The sequence below is a fragment of the uncultured Demequina sp. genome (assembly GCF_913055775.1).
Lineage (GTDB): Bacteria > Actinomycetota > Actinomycetes > Actinomycetales > Demequinaceae > Demequina.
In genome coordinates, this window is record NZ_CAJXJX010000061.1 from 1 (window position 1) to 16,138 (window position 16,138).

Here is a 16,138-nt window from a genome sequence, read left to right on the forward strand (position 1 = left end):
TCATCGCTCCCCAGGCCATCGGCATCCTGCTCTTCGTTCTGATCCCGCTGGGCCTGATCTTCTACTACTCGTTTCACGAGTGGAACGTCCTCGCCGGGGACTTCTCGTTCGTGGGGCTCGACAACTTCGACAAGCTGGTGAACGACCCGCAGCTGTCGACCGTGCTGCGCAACACCGCGATCTTCTCCGTGGGACTCGTCGTGTTCAACCTGACGCTCGCGCTGAGCCTCGCCCTGGTGCTCAACCAGAAACTGCGGGGCATGACGGTGTTCCGCACCATCTTCTTCTCACCCGTCGTGGTGTCGCTCGTCGCCTGGACCATCGTGTGGGGCTTCCTGCTCCAGGACAACGGCGGCATCAACGCGGCCCTCGCGAGCGTCGGCATCGAGGGCCCCAACTGGCTGCGCGAGGGGTGGGGCGCCATGGCGTCCGTGATCGTTGTGCAGGTCTTCAAGAACGTGGGCCTCAACATGGTCCTGTTCCTCGCCGCGCTCCAGGGTGTGCCCGCCGAGGTGATGGAGGCCGCCAAGATGGACGGCGCCTCCGGTCGCACGGCGCTGTTCCGCATCGTCCTCCCGCTGATCTCGCCCACCATCCTGCTGACCTCGATCATCACCATCGTGGGGTCCCTGCAGGTGTACGCGCAGATCGCGGTCCTCACGCAGGGCGGCCCCGGCATCTCCACCACCGTGCTCGTGTACTACCTGGTCCAGCAGTCGTTCGACTTCCACGCTTTCGGCTACGGCTCCACCCTTGCGATCGTGCTGTTCCTGATCGTGCTGGTGCTGACCGTCATCCAGTGGCAGATGCGCAAGAGGTGGGTCTTCTATGAGAACTGACACCCGTCCCCGAGCGGTCGCCACCGCATCGGCCGACCCCGACCACCAGCAGAGCGAGAGAGACGCGCAGCGAGACGCTCGCGTCGCCCGCACCTGGGACATCGTCGGCAAGGTCGCGCTATACCTTGCCCTGGCGATCGTGGCCATCCCGTTCCTCATGCCGACGTGGTGGATGATCACGAGCTCTCTCAAGCCCATCGGGGAGATCTTCGCGTACCCGCCCACGCTGTGGCCCGACGCTCCCACGCTGCAGGCGTACGCGGATGCGTTCGCGTTGCAGCCCTTCGCGCGGCAGTACTTCAACAGCCTGTACATCGCGGCGTTCGTGACGATCGGCACCATCCTGATCTCGTCGCTCGCGGGCTACGCCTTCGCGCGCATCCGCTTCCCCGGCAACAACATCATCTTCATGGTGGTGCTGGTGGGCCTCCTGATCCCCGCAGAGGTCACGATCGTGCCGCTGTTCCAGATGTTCAACACCTGGGGCATGGTCAACACGCACTGGCCGATCCTGCTCGCCACGACGTTCGGCGCTCCCAGCGTGCTCGCGACTTTCATCATGAGGCAGTTCTTCCTGACGCTGCCGGTGGAGCTCGATGAGGCCGCACGGCTCGACGGACTGGGACGCTTCGGGATGTGGTGGCGCTTCGCGATGCCATTGGCGCGCACCGCGATCGCGGCGGTGGGGATCTTCACGTTCCAGCACGTGTGGAACCTCTACCTCGAGCCGACGGTGTTCCTGCAGTCGCCGGAGATGTTCACGCTGCCGCAGGCACTCACGCGCTTCACGGATGCCTACGGCGGCGAGATGTGGAACGTCCAGCTCGCCGCGGCGACCATGACGGTCATCCCGGTGCTGCTCGTCTTCATCCTCGCGCAGAAGCAGTTCATCCAAGGGCTCGCCCACACCGGCCTGAAGGGCTGAGACGTTCCCGCGCGTGCCTGGGGCGCTGCCGGTCGCGAGATCGGTGGCACCCCAGGCACGCGTAGGATTCTCAGACGGGCCTCTAGCTCAGTTGGTAGAGCAGCGGACTTTTAATCCGTAGGTCGTGGGTTCGAGCCCCACGGGGCCCACTCCCGGAACGTCGCAGGTGCCGTGCGCGTTGCGAGGACGTGCTCCCCGGTCTCATCCCCCGCATCGTGGTCGACGGCGTCGACGTCACGCCCGCGCTGGTCGCGCTGACGATCATCACGGTGGGCGTCGCGTTCGCGCTCGGCCTCGCGCGTGGGCGCGGGGTCCGCTACGCACTCTGGGCCGGGCTCCTAGTGACGCTGCTCGTCATCGGCGCGGTGACACTGGGCTCGGTCCTGACCGACCACGGCACCGGCGCGCAGGGCGTCAACCTGGTCCCGTTCCAGGAGATCCAGCGCGGGCTCGACCACCGCGGCACGGTGGCGTGGACCAATCTGGTGGGCAACGTGATCCTGTTCATCCCGCTGGGACTCGCGGTCGCCGGCCTGGTGCGCGGAGGCTTCTGGTTCCGACTCATCAGCGCCCTGGCCGCGGGCCTGGTCCTCAGCACCGCGATCGAGATCACCCAGTACACCGGCGGCCGGGTCGCGGACATCGACGACATCATCCTCAACGGTGCTGGCGCGCTGCTCGGCGGGCTCGTGGGCGCGACGCTGGGCGGCATCGCCGAGCACCGGTCACGCCGAGCCGACCGCACCACAGATCAACCGCCGCCAGCCTGACGACCCCGACTGCGCATCGGCCGTCCTGACACGCCAGACTGGAACTCCACCCACCTCAGGAGGAGACCGACATGGCTCACGGCGACATCACCCACATCGACATCCCCGTGTCCGACATGGCCAAGGCCAAGCACTTCTACGGACTGCTGTTCGGGTGGGAGATCGCGGCGCCGCCCGGCTTCGAGGACTACCCGATGTGGCAGGCGCCCAACAAGATCAGCGGCGGGGGACTGGCGCCGCGCTCGGACGGCTTCGCGCAGCCGCGCAGCTATGTCGAGGTCGACTCGATCGAGCACACGCTCGGCGTCGCGCGCAGCCAGGGCGCGACCGTCCTGATGGAGAAGTCCGAGATCTCGGAGACCAGCTGGTGGGCGGCGATCCAGGACCACGATGGCAACGTGATCGGGCTCTACGAGGGCGTCACGGACGTGGGCGAGTAGCCGTCAGCGCAGAGGGCCGATGCGGCGGCCGGGTTGGCGCCGATGCGGTGGCTGATGTGACGTGCCGACGTACGCTGGAGGCATGACCGAGCAGACTCAGGCGGCGTGGACGGATCCCCGCGAGGAGATCGAGTTCAGCGTGCTCATGGCCAACGGTCGCCTCGCGCCACGCTCATTCGCGAACCGTGAGGAGGCGGAGGCCTGGGCCCGGCCGCAGGACGGCGACGAGGTCGTGTCCTTCAACCAGGTGTGCGCCTGCGACATGTAGAGACACGGGCCGCGCCGCCGGGTGAGAGCGTCAGGCCGGCCCGGCGGCGTCGCGGCGGCGGTTCAGTTTCGCGCGAGCCCACCAGAACACGACCGTGCCCACGAACAGCACGATCCCGAGCAGCGCGAGCCACAACAGCGCCTCGATGAGGAAGCCGATGATGCCTAGCGCGAGCGCCAGAACCAGGACCACGATCAGAAAGATCTTCATGGCCATCTAGACGCTCAGAAGGCCCCTGGTATTCCGGGCCCCCGGTCTGAGCCGTGTCATCCGAACGTGAACGAGTACGCCTCGGCGCCCTCGCTCACCTCGACGTCGATCACGTGCTGACCCTCGCCGACGCCCTCGGCGAGCTGGTACGAACGCGGCGTGCCGTCGACCTCGATCGTGCGGCTGTCGCCGCCGTCGAGCGTCACTGTCACCGTGCCCGAGCCTGCCAGCACCATCCGCACCTCGGTGGCGTGGAAGTCCAGCCGGATCCGCGCATCGGCCGCCGCGGGCGTCGCGTACTGCGTCTCAAGCTGCCACGTGCCCTCGAGAGCGAAGGAGTCCGCGGGCTGGCTCTCGGGCAGTCCGTACGAGCCCTCGCCCGGCGCGTAGCGCACCCCACCGCCGAAGTTCATGTCCTTGGACGTGCCCAGGAACGTCTCCTGGGTGGTGGAGCCCACGCCCGGGGTGACGTCCTCGACTCCGGTCTCGCCGGGAAGGTCCACGGACGGATCCGCGTCGACGAGCAGCTCGCGGATCATCGACTCGGTGGCCTCGTAGTTGCCCTCGCCGAACGAGATGTGGCGCACCGTGCCCTCGGCGTCGATGAGGTAGTGCGCGGGCCAGTAGCGGTTGCGGTAGTTGGTCCACGTCGCGAGGTTGTTGTCGAGCGCGACCGGGTAGGTGATGCCGAAGTCGTCCGCGCCGGCGATCACGTTCCCTCGATCCTTCTCGAACGCGTACTCCGGGGAGTGGATGCCGATGACGTTGAGGCCCAGGTCACCGTAGGTCTCGTCCCACGCGACCGAGTGGGGGATGGACCGCTGGCAGTTGATGCAGGAGTAGGCCCAGAAGTCGACGAGCACCACCTCGCCGCGCAGGTCCGCGAGCTCGATCGCCTCGTCGCCGGGGGTGTTGAACCAGGACTCGATGCCCCGGATGGACGGCGCGGTGCCGCAGCTCTCGAGCTCCGTCGCGCCGTTGGTGCACTGGTCGAGGTCCTTGTTCTCGTCGTTCACCAACCCGCCGAGGGCCAGCGCCTCGCGAGCGGCCTCGTTGTCCGTCAGTTCCGACTGGATCCCGGCGGTGTAGTCGGGGACCAGGCGCTGGAGGGTCTGAGGCAGGTTGAACGCGAGACCCACGGCGAGCGCGATCATGGCGACGCCGGCGGCGATGCGCAGCCCACGCTCGCGACGGCGGAACGCCTTCACGCGCTCGGTCAGGCCACGACCCGCAAGCGCGAAGAACAGCAGCGGGATCGCGACACCCACGGCGAACGAGACGGTCAGCAGCACGGTGTCCCAGCCGATCTGGCCCGTCGAGCCGGCCACGATGATCGCGGCCAACACCGGACCCGCACAGGGCACGAAGACCGCGCCCAACGCGAGGCCCACGCCGAAGCCGTTTCTCTGGTTGTCCACCTTCCGAGTGGGCACCCAGGTGAACGCGCGCTCGAGAAGGTGCTCGAAGCGCGGCACGATCAGCCCGATGCCGATCGCTACCAGCACCGCCATCGCTACCCAGCGGATGACGTCCTGCGGCAGGCCCAGAGCGGTGAGGGCGATGGAGCCGACGAGGGTCACGAGGGTGAAGCTGGTGACGAGTCCGGCGATCACCAGGTAGGGGCGCCAGCGGGAGACGGTTGCGGTGGGCGCGGGAGCGGCGGGCGTGCGGGTGGCGACGGCGGCGCCGCCTCCCGTTCCGTTGGAGCCGACGCCAGTGCCGACGCCCACCGCGGCCCCCGCTGCCATGTCGTACTGAGGGATCCGAGCTGACTGCGCGCCGCCCGTGAGGAAGATGACGGGCAGGACGGGCAGGATGCACGGCGAGATGCCGGTGATGAGGCCGCCCAGCAGCCCGATGATCGCAAGTTCCATGAATGCCTCCGTAGTCGTTGAGGCCGGTTCGGGCGAGCGCGGTCCGCAGATTGGCGCGAGGGCCGGCTGGCGTGCCCGGCAGGCTGCTCGCGTGGAGGACTCGCACCGGTTCTGCACACACCTGGTACGCACGTGACTGATGAGCCTGCAGTGACGACCCAGTGGCCCCACCGATCCCATCGGTCACAGCCGTGTGCAGAACCGGTAGCGAGACGCGACGAGACTGCACCAATCCGACCCCGCCGACCGGGCGAACCGGTGGTGTCGCTGCAGTCGCGGCGGGCGCTGAGAGTCAGCGCAGCACGAGGCCCACACCCCGGGCCACCGACTAGACGGAGGAAGCCATGCTCAGCAGCAAGAAGAAGTACACGACCGGACTCGCGCTGGCGGTTGCCGGAACGTTCGCCCTCGCCGCCTGTTCCGCGGGCGACGAGACCACAGAAGACGCGATGTCAGACGAGCCCACCATGACCGAGGAGGCTGCCCCCGCGGAGACCGAGGACGCGATGGAGGACGAGGCGATGGAGGAGGACTCCATGGCGATGGACCCCTACGCCAACCTCGTGGGCCCGGCCTGCATGGACTACGACGCGGCCGTGCCCGACGGCGCCGGCTCGATCCAGGGCATGTCTCAGGACCCGGTCGCCGTCGCGGCCTCGAACAACCCGATGCTCACCACGCTGGTCTCCGCCGTGAGCGGCCAGCTCAACCCTGACGTGAACCTGGTCGACACCCTCAACGGCGACGAGTTCACCGTCTTCGCCCCGGTCGACGACGCGTTCGCGAAGATCGACGAGGACACCATCGCCGCGCTCCAGGAGGATGCGGAGCTGCTGACCTCGATCCTGACGTACCACGTGGTTCCCGGCCAGGTGGAGCCCGCGGAGATCGCCGGCACCTGGACCACGGTGAACGGCGCTGAGGTCGAGGTCACGGGATCCGGCGACGAGCTGACGGTGAACGGCGAATCCGCCGTCCTGTGCGGCGGCGTGCAGACCGCCAACGCCACCGTCTACCTGGTCGACACGGTGCTGCTGCCGCCGAGCGAGTAAGCACCCGCGCGAACGGCCGTCGGCCTCCCCTCTCCAGGGCCGGCGGCCGTCGTCGTGCGCCGCGCCTACGTCGCCGATGTGACGGCGGCCGTGGTCGCAACCAATGCTGCGGTCACTGCAGCAGCAGCCGCAGCCACCGCCCGGGTGACCGCCTGGGCGCCCCAGTCGCCCTCCTCGAAGGCCTTGCCGCGACGCTGGACCTCCTTCGACCACGGAATGTCGTCCTTCATGTTCGGCAGCGTGCTGCTGGCGGACAGCAGCGCCGCCAGCACGGCATCCCGGGGCTGAGGCTCGATGCCGTCGACCAGCGCCGTTCGCACGGGGGCGAGCACGGTGGCGCGTCGCCCGCTGCCGCCGTCGCTGAGCCTCGTGGTCGGGAAGATGCGGAGCACGCGCCCGCGCGTGCGATCGATGTCGCCGCGCTCCACGAGCCGGTCGAGCACGGGCGATCGCAGTTTGGGCCCGATCGCCCCCAGGAAGCTCTGCGCCTTCATGGGCTTGCGCTCAAGCCGCGTCCAGGCCTCGCGCAGCAGCGGGTCCTCGGGGCCGGCGCCAAACGCCCTGACCGTGGTGCCCTTCCACGCGCCCCGATCGTCGAGCTCGACGTGCTCCTGGAGAGCCAGCTGCGACAGCACGGCACCGCCCAACGGGAGGCGCAGCCGGCCCTCGCCGCGCATCGAGCCCCGTCGCGCATCGAAGAGCAGCAGCAGGAAATCCTCGGCCAGCGTGGGCTCGGGTAGCACGTCGTCGCGGCTCGGGGTCATGGCACCACCGTACGGAACAGGGCGGCGCGGCGTCGTCCTCCCCGAGCACGAGTCCCGTCCCTCGCTGGGACGATGCGCGGGCTGGGTCCCGCTCCGCGCGCACTAGCCTGAGCGCATGGCCACCCCCGCGACGCGCACCGCGACTCCGCGCGCCGCGTGGGCCATCCTGGGCGCCGCGGCGTTCATCTACTTCGTTGCGATCGTGCAGCGCACGTCGCTGGGCATCGCGGGCGTCGAGGCGCTGGAACGCTTCGGCGTCGAGGCGATCGGCCTGTCGATGCTGTCCGTCGTGCAGATTAGCGTCTATGCCTCGCTGCAGCTGCCTGCGGGCGCGCTGCTCGACCGGCTGGGCCCGCGCCGCATGCTCGTCATCGGTTCGCTCATCATGGGCGTGGGCCAGCTCACCCTCGCGTTCGCGGACACCATCTGGCTGGCGCTCGCCGCGCGCGTCCTGATCGGCGCTGGCGACGCCCCCATCTTCGTCGCCGCGACGCGCCTGGTCTCCGAGTGGTTCCCGCCGCGCCGCGCGCCGGTGATGGTGCAGACGCTCGGCATGCTCGGTCAGATCGGCCAGATCGCGAGCGCGATCCCCGTCGCGTGGCTGCTCCACGTGTCCGGCTGGAACGCCGCGTTCTCGATCCTCGCGGCGCTGGGCCTCGCGGCAGCCGCGATGTCGCTGTGGCAGATCCGCATGCCTCCCGACGACCACGCCCACCACACCGTCCCGTCCGTGGCCGGCGCCCAGGGCGAGGTGGCCCCGGCAGGGCCGCCCACGGCATCACAGGCGGCCGATGCGACACTCACCATCGGCGACGGCATCCGTCCCCCGGGGGTCAGGCTGGGCTTCTGGACGCACTGGACCGGACTGTTCTCCGCGAACACCGTGGCGCTGCTGTGGGGCGTGCCGTTCTTCGTCCAGGGCCAGGGGCTCACGACCGCGGCAGCGTCCGGGCTGCTGACACTGCTGGTCCTCACCAACATCGCCTCGGCCCCGATCATCGGCACGCTCCCCGCCCGTCCCCCCATGCGGCGCTCGTGGCTCAGCCTGGGGGCGGCCACTGGAACGGCCCTCGCGTGGGCCGCGGTTCTGATCCCTTCCGGGCCGAGGCCGCTGTGGCAGCTCGCGGCGCTCATCATCGTCCTGGGCGCGGGCGGACCGGCATCGCTGATCGGCATGGACTACGCGCGCACCTTCGGGATCCGCGGCCGCCTGGGCACCGCGACGGGCTTCGCGAACATCGGCGGATTCGCGGCGACGGTGATGTCCGTGGCGCTCGTGGGCGCGGTCCTGCAGGTGGTCGCCCCGGGCACCTCGGAGTACGCGCTCGACGACTACCGGATCGCCCTGAGCGCCATGGCCATCCCGTGGCTCATGGGAGTCACGGGCATCCTCGTGACCCGCCGACGTACGCGCGCCCAACTCGCTGACGAGGGCGTGCGCCTTCCCACGCTCCGACAGGCGTGGCGCGAGGGCCGGCGCATCTGACGGCCGCCACCCACCTCTCGCCCAAATGTGCGCCCACTGCCAGCCCACTCTCAGCATCGGCGCTTTGACTGGGGCTCATGAAGATCACTCGAGCATGGAAGCCCCTCGCAGCCGCCGCCGGCGGCCTCCTCCTCGCCTCGGCCGCGGCGCCCGCCTTCGCCGCCGAGGACTCCCCGACCACCCTCGAGCTCGACTACTCCGCCCGCGATCGCGCGGAGGTGGCCGCCGCGTACGACGCGTACGGCGAGCGCATCTGGATCGCCACGACCGCCACGATCGACGGCCAGACCTACGACGATGCCGTCATGCGCATCGGCTCCGGGCAACCCGACCAGGAGTCTGTGTGGGAGGTGCGGCTCGACCAATATGAGACCGGCCAGTCCCACGATGGCCACGCGAGCTTCGCCGTGGCGCTGCCGGCGCAGGACGACGAGGACGGGCCCGCGCCGCACGCGGCGACCTGGACCGGCACCCTGCCCGCGGATGCCTCAACCTTCCGGCCGGACAGCGACACCACGAGCACTGGGACGAGCACGTCTCTCGAGGTGTGACCGAATCCCGGCCCGCGCATCGGCCCTGACGACATCACCCCTGCCACAGGCGTAGGTTGGAAGCATGAGCACTCCCACCCGCACCCTGAACGACGGCCACGCGATCCCGGCGCTGGGATTCGGCACCTACCCCCTGAAGGACGAGGACGGCATCACCGCCATCACGTCCGCTCTGGACAACGGCTACCGGCTCCTGGACTCGGCCGTGAACTACGGCAACGAGATCGAGGTGGGACGCGCCGCACGCGAGTGGCTCAAGGCCACCGGCACCGACCGCGCCGAGCTCACCGTGCAGACCAAGCTGCCCGGTCGGCACCACGACTACGAGGCCGCGATCAACTCCGGCATGGAGTCCTACGACCGCCTGCAGCTCGACACCATCGATGTCATGCTGATCCACTGGCCCAACCCCGTGACCGGCAAGTACCGCGACGCCTGGCGCGGGCTCGTCGAGCTCCAGAAGCGGGGCATCGTACGCACCATCGGCGTCTCGAACTTCACCGCCGAGCACCTCGGGCACATCATCGAGGACACCGGCGTGATGCCCGCGATCAACCAGATCGAGCTGCACCCGTACTTCACTCAGGAGCAGATGCGCGCGTTCCACGCGGAGCACGGCATCGTCACGCAGTCGTGGTCGCCGCTGGGCAAGCGTCAGGCGCCGTACGAGGAGCCCGCGATCGCCGATGCGGCGACGGCCCACGAGGTCACGTCGGCTCAGGTCATCCTGCGGTGGCAGGTGCAGTTGGGCAACGTGCCGCTGCCCAAGTCTGCCACACCGGCACGACAGGTGGAGAATCTGGACGTGTTCGGCTTCGAGCTCACCGGCGATCAGATGGCGGCGATCAGCGCTCTGCACCGCGAGGACGGGCGCCTGTTCGGGGGCGACCCGGACACCCACGAGGAGATGTAGTCAGGCGGCCGCGCGCGCGTTGAGGTCGGCAAAGGCCCGCAGCGTCATCGTCGCCGCATCCGGGTGGCGCAGCAGCCGCGCGAACTGCTGATAGCCCAGCACGATGCCCCACAGTTCGAACGCGAACTGCTGGACGTCCAGGTCCGCCCGGAAGTGACCCTCCTCGACGGCGATCGACGCCGCCCGCTCGACTGCCGCGACCATCCGGCCGATGTGGTGCTCGGCGCGGTCGCGAACCGGCCCCTCGCGGTCGTCGTACTCCGCGGCGGCCGCGATGAACGGGCAGCCGCCGGCGAGCACCTCAGTCTCCCAGCGCATCCACCCGCGCTGGATCGCCTCGACGCGCGGCAGCCCGCGCGGCTGCGCGATCGCCGGGGCCATCACCTCGAGCTCGAAGCGCGCCGCGCCCGCGTCGAGGACCTGGCATTGGAGGTCCTCCTTCGAGGAGAAGTGCGCATAGAGGCCGGACTTAGACAGTTGCGCGCGCTCGGCGAGAGTGCCGATCGTGAGCGCCTCGAGCCCCAGCTCGCTCGCGACCTCGAGCCCGTGCTCGAGCACGAGCGCGCGCGTCGCCTGCCCCTTGCCCATGCGGGTGAGCCTAGTCGCGGCCGTGGCGCAGGTCGGCCTCCAGGTCGATGCTCTCGAGCTGCAGGTCCACGTCGTACAGGTCGCGCATCCAGCGCCGGGTCGCGGCGTCGATGAGGCGCGCGACGGGGCCGGGCCGCGAGGAAGCGGCTGGCGCCGGGCCGATGCGGTCAGCGGCTGGCGCCGACGGCACCTGGGCCCGGACAGGGCTGGGCAGCGCGGGGCTGGGCAGCGCGCGACTGGTCACGGCGCTGGCGGTGGTGGCGATGCGAAGCGTGGTCATGGTGGTTCCTCCCCCGTGGACGTGCGTCGTCCACACGGAAGTCAGATTAGCACGACCGTTCGTTTTATTTTGGGAGAGGTGCGTTACCCCTGCTACCTGTCCTGCTCGGCCTCCATCGCGGCCACGAACTCGCGCTTCGACGACTGCCAGCCGTCCTCGTTCATCCCGGTGCGCCAGTAGCCGGAGATCGAGACGTTCTCGCGCGGGACGCCGCGCTCGTTGAAGAGGTAGTGCCGGAGGGGCTTGATCATGTCCGCGTTGCCGTGGACGAAGGCCTCGAGATCACCCTCGGGAAGCTCTGCGGTCTGGACGGCGTAGGTCAGCGCCTCGCCGTAGCCCAGGCCGTGCGCGTCGCGCTCGATCCAGTGCACGGTGGTGCTCGCCGTCACGGGCAGGTCCTGGCGCGACGCCGCGTCCGGGACCTCGAGGAAGACCTCGGCGCGCGCGTGAGGCGGCAGCGCCTCGAGCGCGGCCGCGATCGCCGGCAGCGCGGCGTCGTCGCCCACGAGCAGGTGCACCTCGGCGTCGCCTCGCGGCGCCCACGCGCCGCCCGGGCCCACGAAGCTGAGCTCGTCGCCCGGCTGCGCGTCGCGCGCCCACGGACCCGCGAGGCCCTCGTCGCCGTGAATGACGAAGTCAAGGGCCATCTCGCGGGCCTCGTGATCGAGCCAGCGGATGGTGTACGTGCGGGTCACGTCGCCGAACTTGATCTTGATGTAGTGGTCCGTGTAGCTCAGCGGCGGGAGCTCGTCGATGGATTCGCCCCCGACGATCACGCGGATCATGCTCGGGCTGAGCTCCTCCTTGCGGACCACGGAGACGGTGCGGACGGGGCGCGGGGGACGATTCGGTGCGGGCACCCGCCCATACTAAGCACACGCGGCGTTGCGAAAATCGCCCGCGCGCCAAAGCATCCGCGCGCGCCCAGGGGCCGGTCAGATTGCGTTGCGCGGCGATGCTTCCGCGCAGCCGTGGGGCCACCGGCGGGATTGACCGGCACTTGTGCACACGCTGGGTCGAAGGCGAGAGGCGGTGGCCTGCGAGTCAGGCCGGCAGCAGCGCGTCCGCCGCCGCCGCCCACTGCGCGCGCAAGTCGAAGCCCTCGGGGTCGCGCAGGAAGTGCAGCTGCAGACCATCCATGGCCGCGAACACCCGCCGAGCGCCAGCGAGGTCGTCGGGGCCGCCCGGCGACGCCACGAGCCACGCGGCGAGCGACTCGGCCCTCTCGCGGAAGTGCTCGTGTCCCGGATGGGCGGGATCGAGAGCGTCGGCCTCGACCATCGCGAACAACTGTGCCGCCCACGGCCGCTCCACGATGTTGTCCACGATCGCGTCGAGCACCGCGCGCGCCGGAGGGCCGGCACCATCCGAGCTTTCGCCACTCGCGCCCTCCCCCGGCCGCGCCCCGAGGCGCTGCTCGAGCGTGTCCCGGTCACGTTCATCACGGTGCTGCACCACCGCGACCAGCAGGGTCGCGATGTCGGGAAAGTAGTGCATGAGGCCGGGCGTCGACATCTCGCAGCGGCGCGCGAGCTCGGCCATCGTGAGCCCGCGGTGGCCCTCGGCGTCGATGATCGCCATTGCGGTCTCGACAATGCGCGCTCGACGCACCTCGGGCGAGAGCCTGAGCGCCATGGTCGACCTCCGGGGCATGGGAACGGGCGAGACGCAGGGCGGTTGTCGGCACCAGCCTGCCATGCCATACTATCTAAGACTCTTAGATAATATGGCATGCGAGCCGCATTCGATGGCACGGCGACGGCGCCGCAGAAGGAGCACTGATGTACCAGGACACCGAGAACAGCCCCGCGAGCGGCGGAGCGGCGGGACGCTCACTCCCCCGCGGCGTGACGGCCCAGGCCGCCGCGATCGTCGCGCGGCTGTCGCGCGAGGAGAAGCTGCGCCTCACCTCGGGCGCCGACTTCTGGACCACCGAGGCAGCCGACGCTCACGGCGTCTCCTCCTTCATGCTCACCGACGGCCCCCACGGGCTGCGCAAGCAGGCCGGCGAGGGAGATCACGCCGGCCTGCACGACTCGGTGCCGGCCACCTGCTTCCCCACCGCATCGGCCCTCGCGTCGACCTGGGATCCGAGCCTCCTCGAAGAGGTGGGCCACGCGCTGGGGCGCGAGTCCCGCGACGAGGAGGTGGGCGTGCTGCTCGGCCCTGGCCTCAACATCAAGCGCCACCCTGCTGGCGGGCGCAGCTTCGAGTACCTGAGCGAGGACCCCCTGCTGTCCGGTCGCATGGCGGCAGCGCTGGTGCGCGGCATCCAGGCCGAGGGCGTGGGCGCGTGCCTCAAGCACTACGCGGCCAACAACCAGGAGTCCGACCGCATGCGCATCGACACCATCGTCGACGAGCGCACCTTGCGCGAGATCTACCTCACCGGCTTCGAGATCGCCGTGCGCGAGGCTCAGCCGTGGACCGTCATGTGCGCCTACAACCTGGTCAACGGCGAGCACGCCGGCGAGTCCAGGAAGCTCCTCACCAAGGTGCTGCGCGACGAGTGGGGCTTCGACGGCCTGGTCATGACCGACTGGATCGCCACCTCCGATCGCCCGGCGGGAGTGCACGCGGGCCTCGACCTCGAGATGCCGTCGAGCTCGGGCGCCTGGGATGCCCGGGTGCTGGCCGCGATCGACGCAGGCGAGCTCGCGGAGGACGACCTCGACACCGCGTGCGGGCGCGTCGTCTCGCTCGCGCTCAAGGTCGCCGCCGAGCGCGCCTCTCGCACACCTTCGGCCGACCACGACGCGCTGCTCGACGAGCACCACGCTCTCGCTCGCCGGGTCGCCGCCGCGGCCACCGTGCTGCTCACCAACGACGGCATCCTCCCGCTCCAGCCTCAGGGCCGCATTGCCTTGATCGGCGCATTCGCGGAGCACCCGCGCCACCAGGGCGGCGGCAGCTCGCTGGTGAACTCGGCGCGCATGGACACGGCTCTGGAGGCGATGCGCGCTCGCCTGGGCGAGGACGCGGAGCTCGCGTACGCGCCGGGCTACGACGCCGCCACCGGGCAGGCGACCGACGCTCAGCTGGCGGAGGCGGTTGAGACCGCACGGGGAGCCGATGCGGTGGTCCTGATGGTGGGCCTGCCCACCAGTTTCGAGTCGGAGGGCTACGACCGCGACCACCTGGACATCCCCGAGTCGCACACGCGCCTCATCGAGGCGATCACGTCCAGCCACGATCGCGTGGTGGTCACGCTGTCCAACGGCGCGCCCATCGAGATGCCGTGGGCCGAGGCGCCCAACGCGATCCTCGAGTCCTACCTGGGCGGCCAGGCGGCCGGCGGCGCCGTGGTCGACGTGCTGTTCGGCGACACCGAGCCGGGCGGCCGGCTCGCCGAGTCCTTCCCCGTGACGCGCCACGACCTCCCCGCCGATCGCGACTTCGCGAACGGCCCCACCCAGGTCCAGTACCGCGAGGGCCTGCACGTGGGATACCGCTTCCACGACACCTTCGGCGTGCCCGCGCGCTTCGCGTTCGGCCACGGCCTGTCCTACACGACCTTCGAGGTGGGCGAGCCGAAGGTGACCGGCCGCGGCACCGCTCGCAAGGTCACCGTCCCGGTCACCAACAGCGGCGACCGCGCCGGCTCGACCATCGTGCAGCTCTACGTGCACGACCCCGTCTCGACGCTGCACCGGCCCGCGCAGGAGCTCAAGGGCTTCGCGAGGGTCACGCTCGAGCCCGGCGAGACCGGAGAGGCCGTCATCGAGCTCGACGAGCGATCCTTCGCCGTCTACGACGTCGCGGACGCGGCGTGGAAGGTCGAGTCGGGCGACTTCGAGCTCCGCGTGGGCCTGTCCTCGACGGACATCGTCCATGTCAAGAAGGTGCGCATCTCCTCGGATGACGTCGTCACGCCCAACCCCGCCAGCGCATCGGCCATCGCGACGGACACCGAGTTCGCGGCGATGCTGGGACACGCCATCCCCACCGCAAAGCCGGCCTACCCCTTCCACCTGGACTCGACCATCGGCGACCTGGACGCGACCTGGCTCGGACGGCGGCTGAAGTCCGTGCTCGCCGCTCAGATGTCCAAGGCCCTGCCCACGGACGACGACATGCCGGACGAGGTGCGCCAGACCATGGAGGCCTTCATGGTCAACATGCCGCTGCGCGCGATCGTCATGATGTCCGAGGGCAGGCTCACCTTCGAGCGGCTCGACACCATGATCGGCCTGCTCAACGCGACCGGCCTGTCTGCGCGAAGGGCGGCGCGCGCCTCGTAGTCGTGGACTCGGACTCGTAGTCTGAGCGCATGACCGTGCACCCGGACCACCCGTGACCCGGCGACGCTGGGCCTTGGGCGCCCACATCACCCGCGAGGACCACCGGGTGACCACGATGGAGCTGCTGTTCGACGTGGTCTACGTCTATGCGTTCATCCAGGTCACCACGTGGATCGCGGAGGAGTTCTCGTGGCGCTCGACCGCTGAGGGCCTCGTCATGCTCGCGGTGCTGTGGTGGGTCTGGGTCGCGTGGGCGTGGCTGGGCAACGTCATGCGTGCGGATCGCGGGCTGCCGCTGGCGGGATTCATCGTGGCGATGGTCGCCGTGTTCGGCCTCGCGCTCACGATCCAAGGCATCTGGGAGGCCGAGGGCGGCGCACTCGCCCCGATGGCCTTCGCCGCGTTCTACGCGCTCGTGCGCCTGGTGCACGCGGCGGTCTACTTCTGGGGCGCCCGCGACGACGAGCGCCTGCGCCGCCAGATCCTGCTGACCACCGCCGCCTGGATCCCCGCCGCCGGGCTGCTCATCGTGGGCGCGATGCTGCCGCCCGAGCAGCGCCTGTACTGGTGGGCCGGCACTGTCGCGCTCGACATCGTCGCGACCTGGCTGCTGTCGGTGCGCGGCCCCGGATGGCGCGTGAACTCCGGCAGCCACTTCGCCGAGCGCTTCGATCTGATCGTCATCCTCGCGCTGGGCGAGTCCGTGCTCGCCGTGGGCATCACCGCCGCGGACCTCGACGTCAGCGCGGACCTGCTGGGCATCGCGCTGCTGGGCGTGCTGGTCGCGATCGCGCTGTGGTGGCCGTACTTCAAGGACGTCGGGCCGGCGCTCGAGCACGCCCTCGAGGCGGCGCCGCCCGAGCGCAAGCCGGATCTTGCCCGCGACGCCTACACCTACCTCCACCTGCCGCTCATCATGGGCCTCATCCTCACCTCC

18 protein-coding genes and 1 tRNA gene are annotated in these 16,138 nt (G+C 70.0%); 12 read left to right on the forward strand and 7 right to left on the reverse strand.

Going from position 1 to position 16,138, the window contains the following annotated elements; genetic code table 11:
• Positions 1 to 2: 2 nt before the first annotated feature.
• From QZ483_RS07660 to QZ483_RS07685, 6 genes are all read left to right on the forward strand, one after another.
• A complete protein-coding gene (locus tag QZ483_RS07660; RefSeq protein ID WP_297082598.1) occupies positions 3 to 839 on the forward strand; it encodes a carbohydrate ABC transporter permease in 837 nt (278 codons plus the stop codon).
• Entirely contained in the window at positions 829 to 1,764 is a 936-nt protein-coding gene (locus QZ483_RS07665) for a carbohydrate ABC transporter permease (protein WP_297082600.1), read from the forward strand. Before QZ483_RS07660 ends, QZ483_RS07665 begins: the two co-directional genes overlap by 11 nt.
• A 76-nt stretch (positions 1,765 to 1,840) precedes the next feature.
• Positions 1,841 to 1,913 (forward strand) — tRNA-Lys (locus QZ483_RS07670).
• A gap of 39 nt (positions 1,914 to 1,952) precedes the next feature.
• Complete coding sequence (locus QZ483_RS07675; protein ID WP_297082602.1) at positions 1,953 to 2,534, forward strand: VanZ family protein; 582 nt, start codon at positions 1,953 to 1,955, stop codon at positions 2,532 to 2,534.
• Between the two features lie 71 nt (positions 2,535 to 2,605).
• Complete coding sequence (locus tag QZ483_RS07680) at positions 2,606 to 2,974, forward strand: VOC family protein (RefSeq protein ID WP_297082603.1); 369 nt, start codon at positions 2,606 to 2,608, stop codon at positions 2,972 to 2,974.
• Positions 2,975 to 3,056: 82 nt separating this feature from the next.
• Positions 3,057 to 3,242 carry a hypothetical protein gene (locus QZ483_RS07685; RefSeq protein WP_297082605.1) on the forward strand — a complete coding sequence of 62 codons (186 nt, stop codon included), beginning with the start codon at positions 3,057 to 3,059 and terminating at the stop codon, positions 3,240 to 3,242.
• A gap of 30 nt (positions 3,243 to 3,272) precedes the next feature.
• Here the strand turns inward: QZ483_RS07685 and QZ483_RS07690 are convergent, their stop codons facing one another.
• Positions 3,273 to 3,452 (reverse strand): hypothetical protein, encoded by a 180-nt coding sequence (locus QZ483_RS07690; RefSeq protein WP_297082607.1) that lies wholly within the window; start codon positions 3,450 to 3,452, stop codon positions 3,273 to 3,275.
• A gap of 56 nt (positions 3,453 to 3,508) precedes the next feature.
• Entirely contained in the window at positions 3,509 to 5,326 is a 1,818-nt protein-coding gene (locus QZ483_RS07695) for a cytochrome c biogenesis protein CcdA (RefSeq protein ID WP_297082610.1), read from the reverse strand.
• Between the two features lie 344 nt (positions 5,327 to 5,670).
• Here QZ483_RS07695 and QZ483_RS07700 point away from each other — a divergent pair, with 344 nt between their 5' ends.
• The gene (locus QZ483_RS07700) at positions 5,671 to 6,378 is read left to right on the forward strand and encodes a fasciclin domain-containing protein (protein ID WP_297082613.1); all 708 of its coding nucleotides are present in this window, start codon (positions 5,671 to 5,673) and stop codon (positions 6,376 to 6,378) included.
• A gap of 65 nt (positions 6,379 to 6,443) precedes the next feature.
• On the opposite strand, the gene QZ483_RS07705 is transcribed toward QZ483_RS07700, so the two are convergent.
• On the reverse strand, positions 6,444 to 7,142 hold the full coding sequence (locus tag QZ483_RS07705) for a GPP34 family phosphoprotein (RefSeq protein WP_297082615.1): 699 nt from the start codon (positions 7,140 to 7,142) through the stop codon (positions 6,444 to 6,446).
• Between the two features lie 115 nt (positions 7,143 to 7,257).
• Here QZ483_RS07705 and QZ483_RS07710 point away from each other — a divergent pair, with 115 nt between their 5' ends.
• From QZ483_RS07710 to QZ483_RS07720, 3 genes are all read left to right on the forward strand, one after another.
• Entirely contained in the window at positions 7,258 to 8,628 is a 1,371-nt protein-coding gene (locus QZ483_RS07710; RefSeq protein ID WP_297082617.1) for an MFS transporter, read from the forward strand.
• 77 nt (positions 8,629 to 8,705) lie between these two features.
• Positions 8,706 to 9,179, forward strand: a complete 474-nt coding sequence (locus tag QZ483_RS07715; protein ID WP_297082619.1) for a hypothetical protein — start codon at positions 8,706 to 8,708, stop codon at positions 9,177 to 9,179.
• A 64-nt stretch (positions 9,180 to 9,243) separates the two neighbouring features.
• Complete coding sequence (locus QZ483_RS07720) at positions 9,244 to 10,092, forward strand: aldo/keto reductase (protein WP_297082621.1); 849 nt, start codon at positions 9,244 to 9,246, stop codon at positions 10,090 to 10,092.
• Here QZ483_RS07720 and QZ483_RS07725 read toward each other — a convergent pair whose 3' ends face one another.
• The 4 genes from QZ483_RS07725 to QZ483_RS07740 all read right to left on the reverse strand — a co-directional run bounded on the left by QZ483_RS07725 (position 10,093) and on the right by QZ483_RS07740 (position 12,595).
• On the reverse strand, positions 10,093 to 10,680 hold the full coding sequence (locus QZ483_RS07725; RefSeq protein ID WP_297082622.1) for a TetR/AcrR family transcriptional regulator: 588 nt from the start codon (positions 10,678 to 10,680) through the stop codon (positions 10,093 to 10,095).
• A 10-nt stretch (positions 10,681 to 10,690) separates the two neighbouring features.
• The gene (locus tag QZ483_RS07730; RefSeq protein ID WP_297082624.1) at positions 10,691 to 10,960 is read right to left on the reverse strand and encodes a hypothetical protein; all 270 of its coding nucleotides are present in this window, start codon (positions 10,958 to 10,960) and stop codon (positions 10,691 to 10,693) included.
• A gap of 92 nt (positions 10,961 to 11,052) precedes the next feature.
• Positions 11,053 to 11,820, reverse strand: a complete 768-nt coding sequence (locus QZ483_RS07735; RefSeq protein ID WP_297082625.1) for a siderophore-interacting protein — start codon at positions 11,818 to 11,820, stop codon at positions 11,053 to 11,055.
• A gap of 184 nt (positions 11,821 to 12,004) precedes the next feature.
• A complete protein-coding gene (locus QZ483_RS07740; RefSeq protein WP_297082627.1) occupies positions 12,005 to 12,595 on the reverse strand; it encodes a TetR/AcrR family transcriptional regulator in 591 nt (196 codons plus the stop codon).
• A 146-nt stretch (positions 12,596 to 12,741) separates the two neighbouring features.
• On the opposite strand from QZ483_RS07740, the gene QZ483_RS07745 reads away from it, so the two are divergent.
• On the forward strand, positions 12,742 to 15,201 hold the full coding sequence (locus tag QZ483_RS07745) for a glycoside hydrolase family 3 C-terminal domain-containing protein (protein ID WP_297082629.1): 2,460 nt from the start codon (positions 12,742 to 12,744) through the stop codon (positions 15,199 to 15,201).
• A 52-nt stretch (positions 15,202 to 15,253) separates the two neighbouring features.
• Positions 15,254 to 16,138, forward strand: an 885-nt coding sequence (locus QZ483_RS07750) for a low temperature requirement protein A (protein ID WP_297082631.1), incomplete at its 3' end; no start/stop codon positions are given.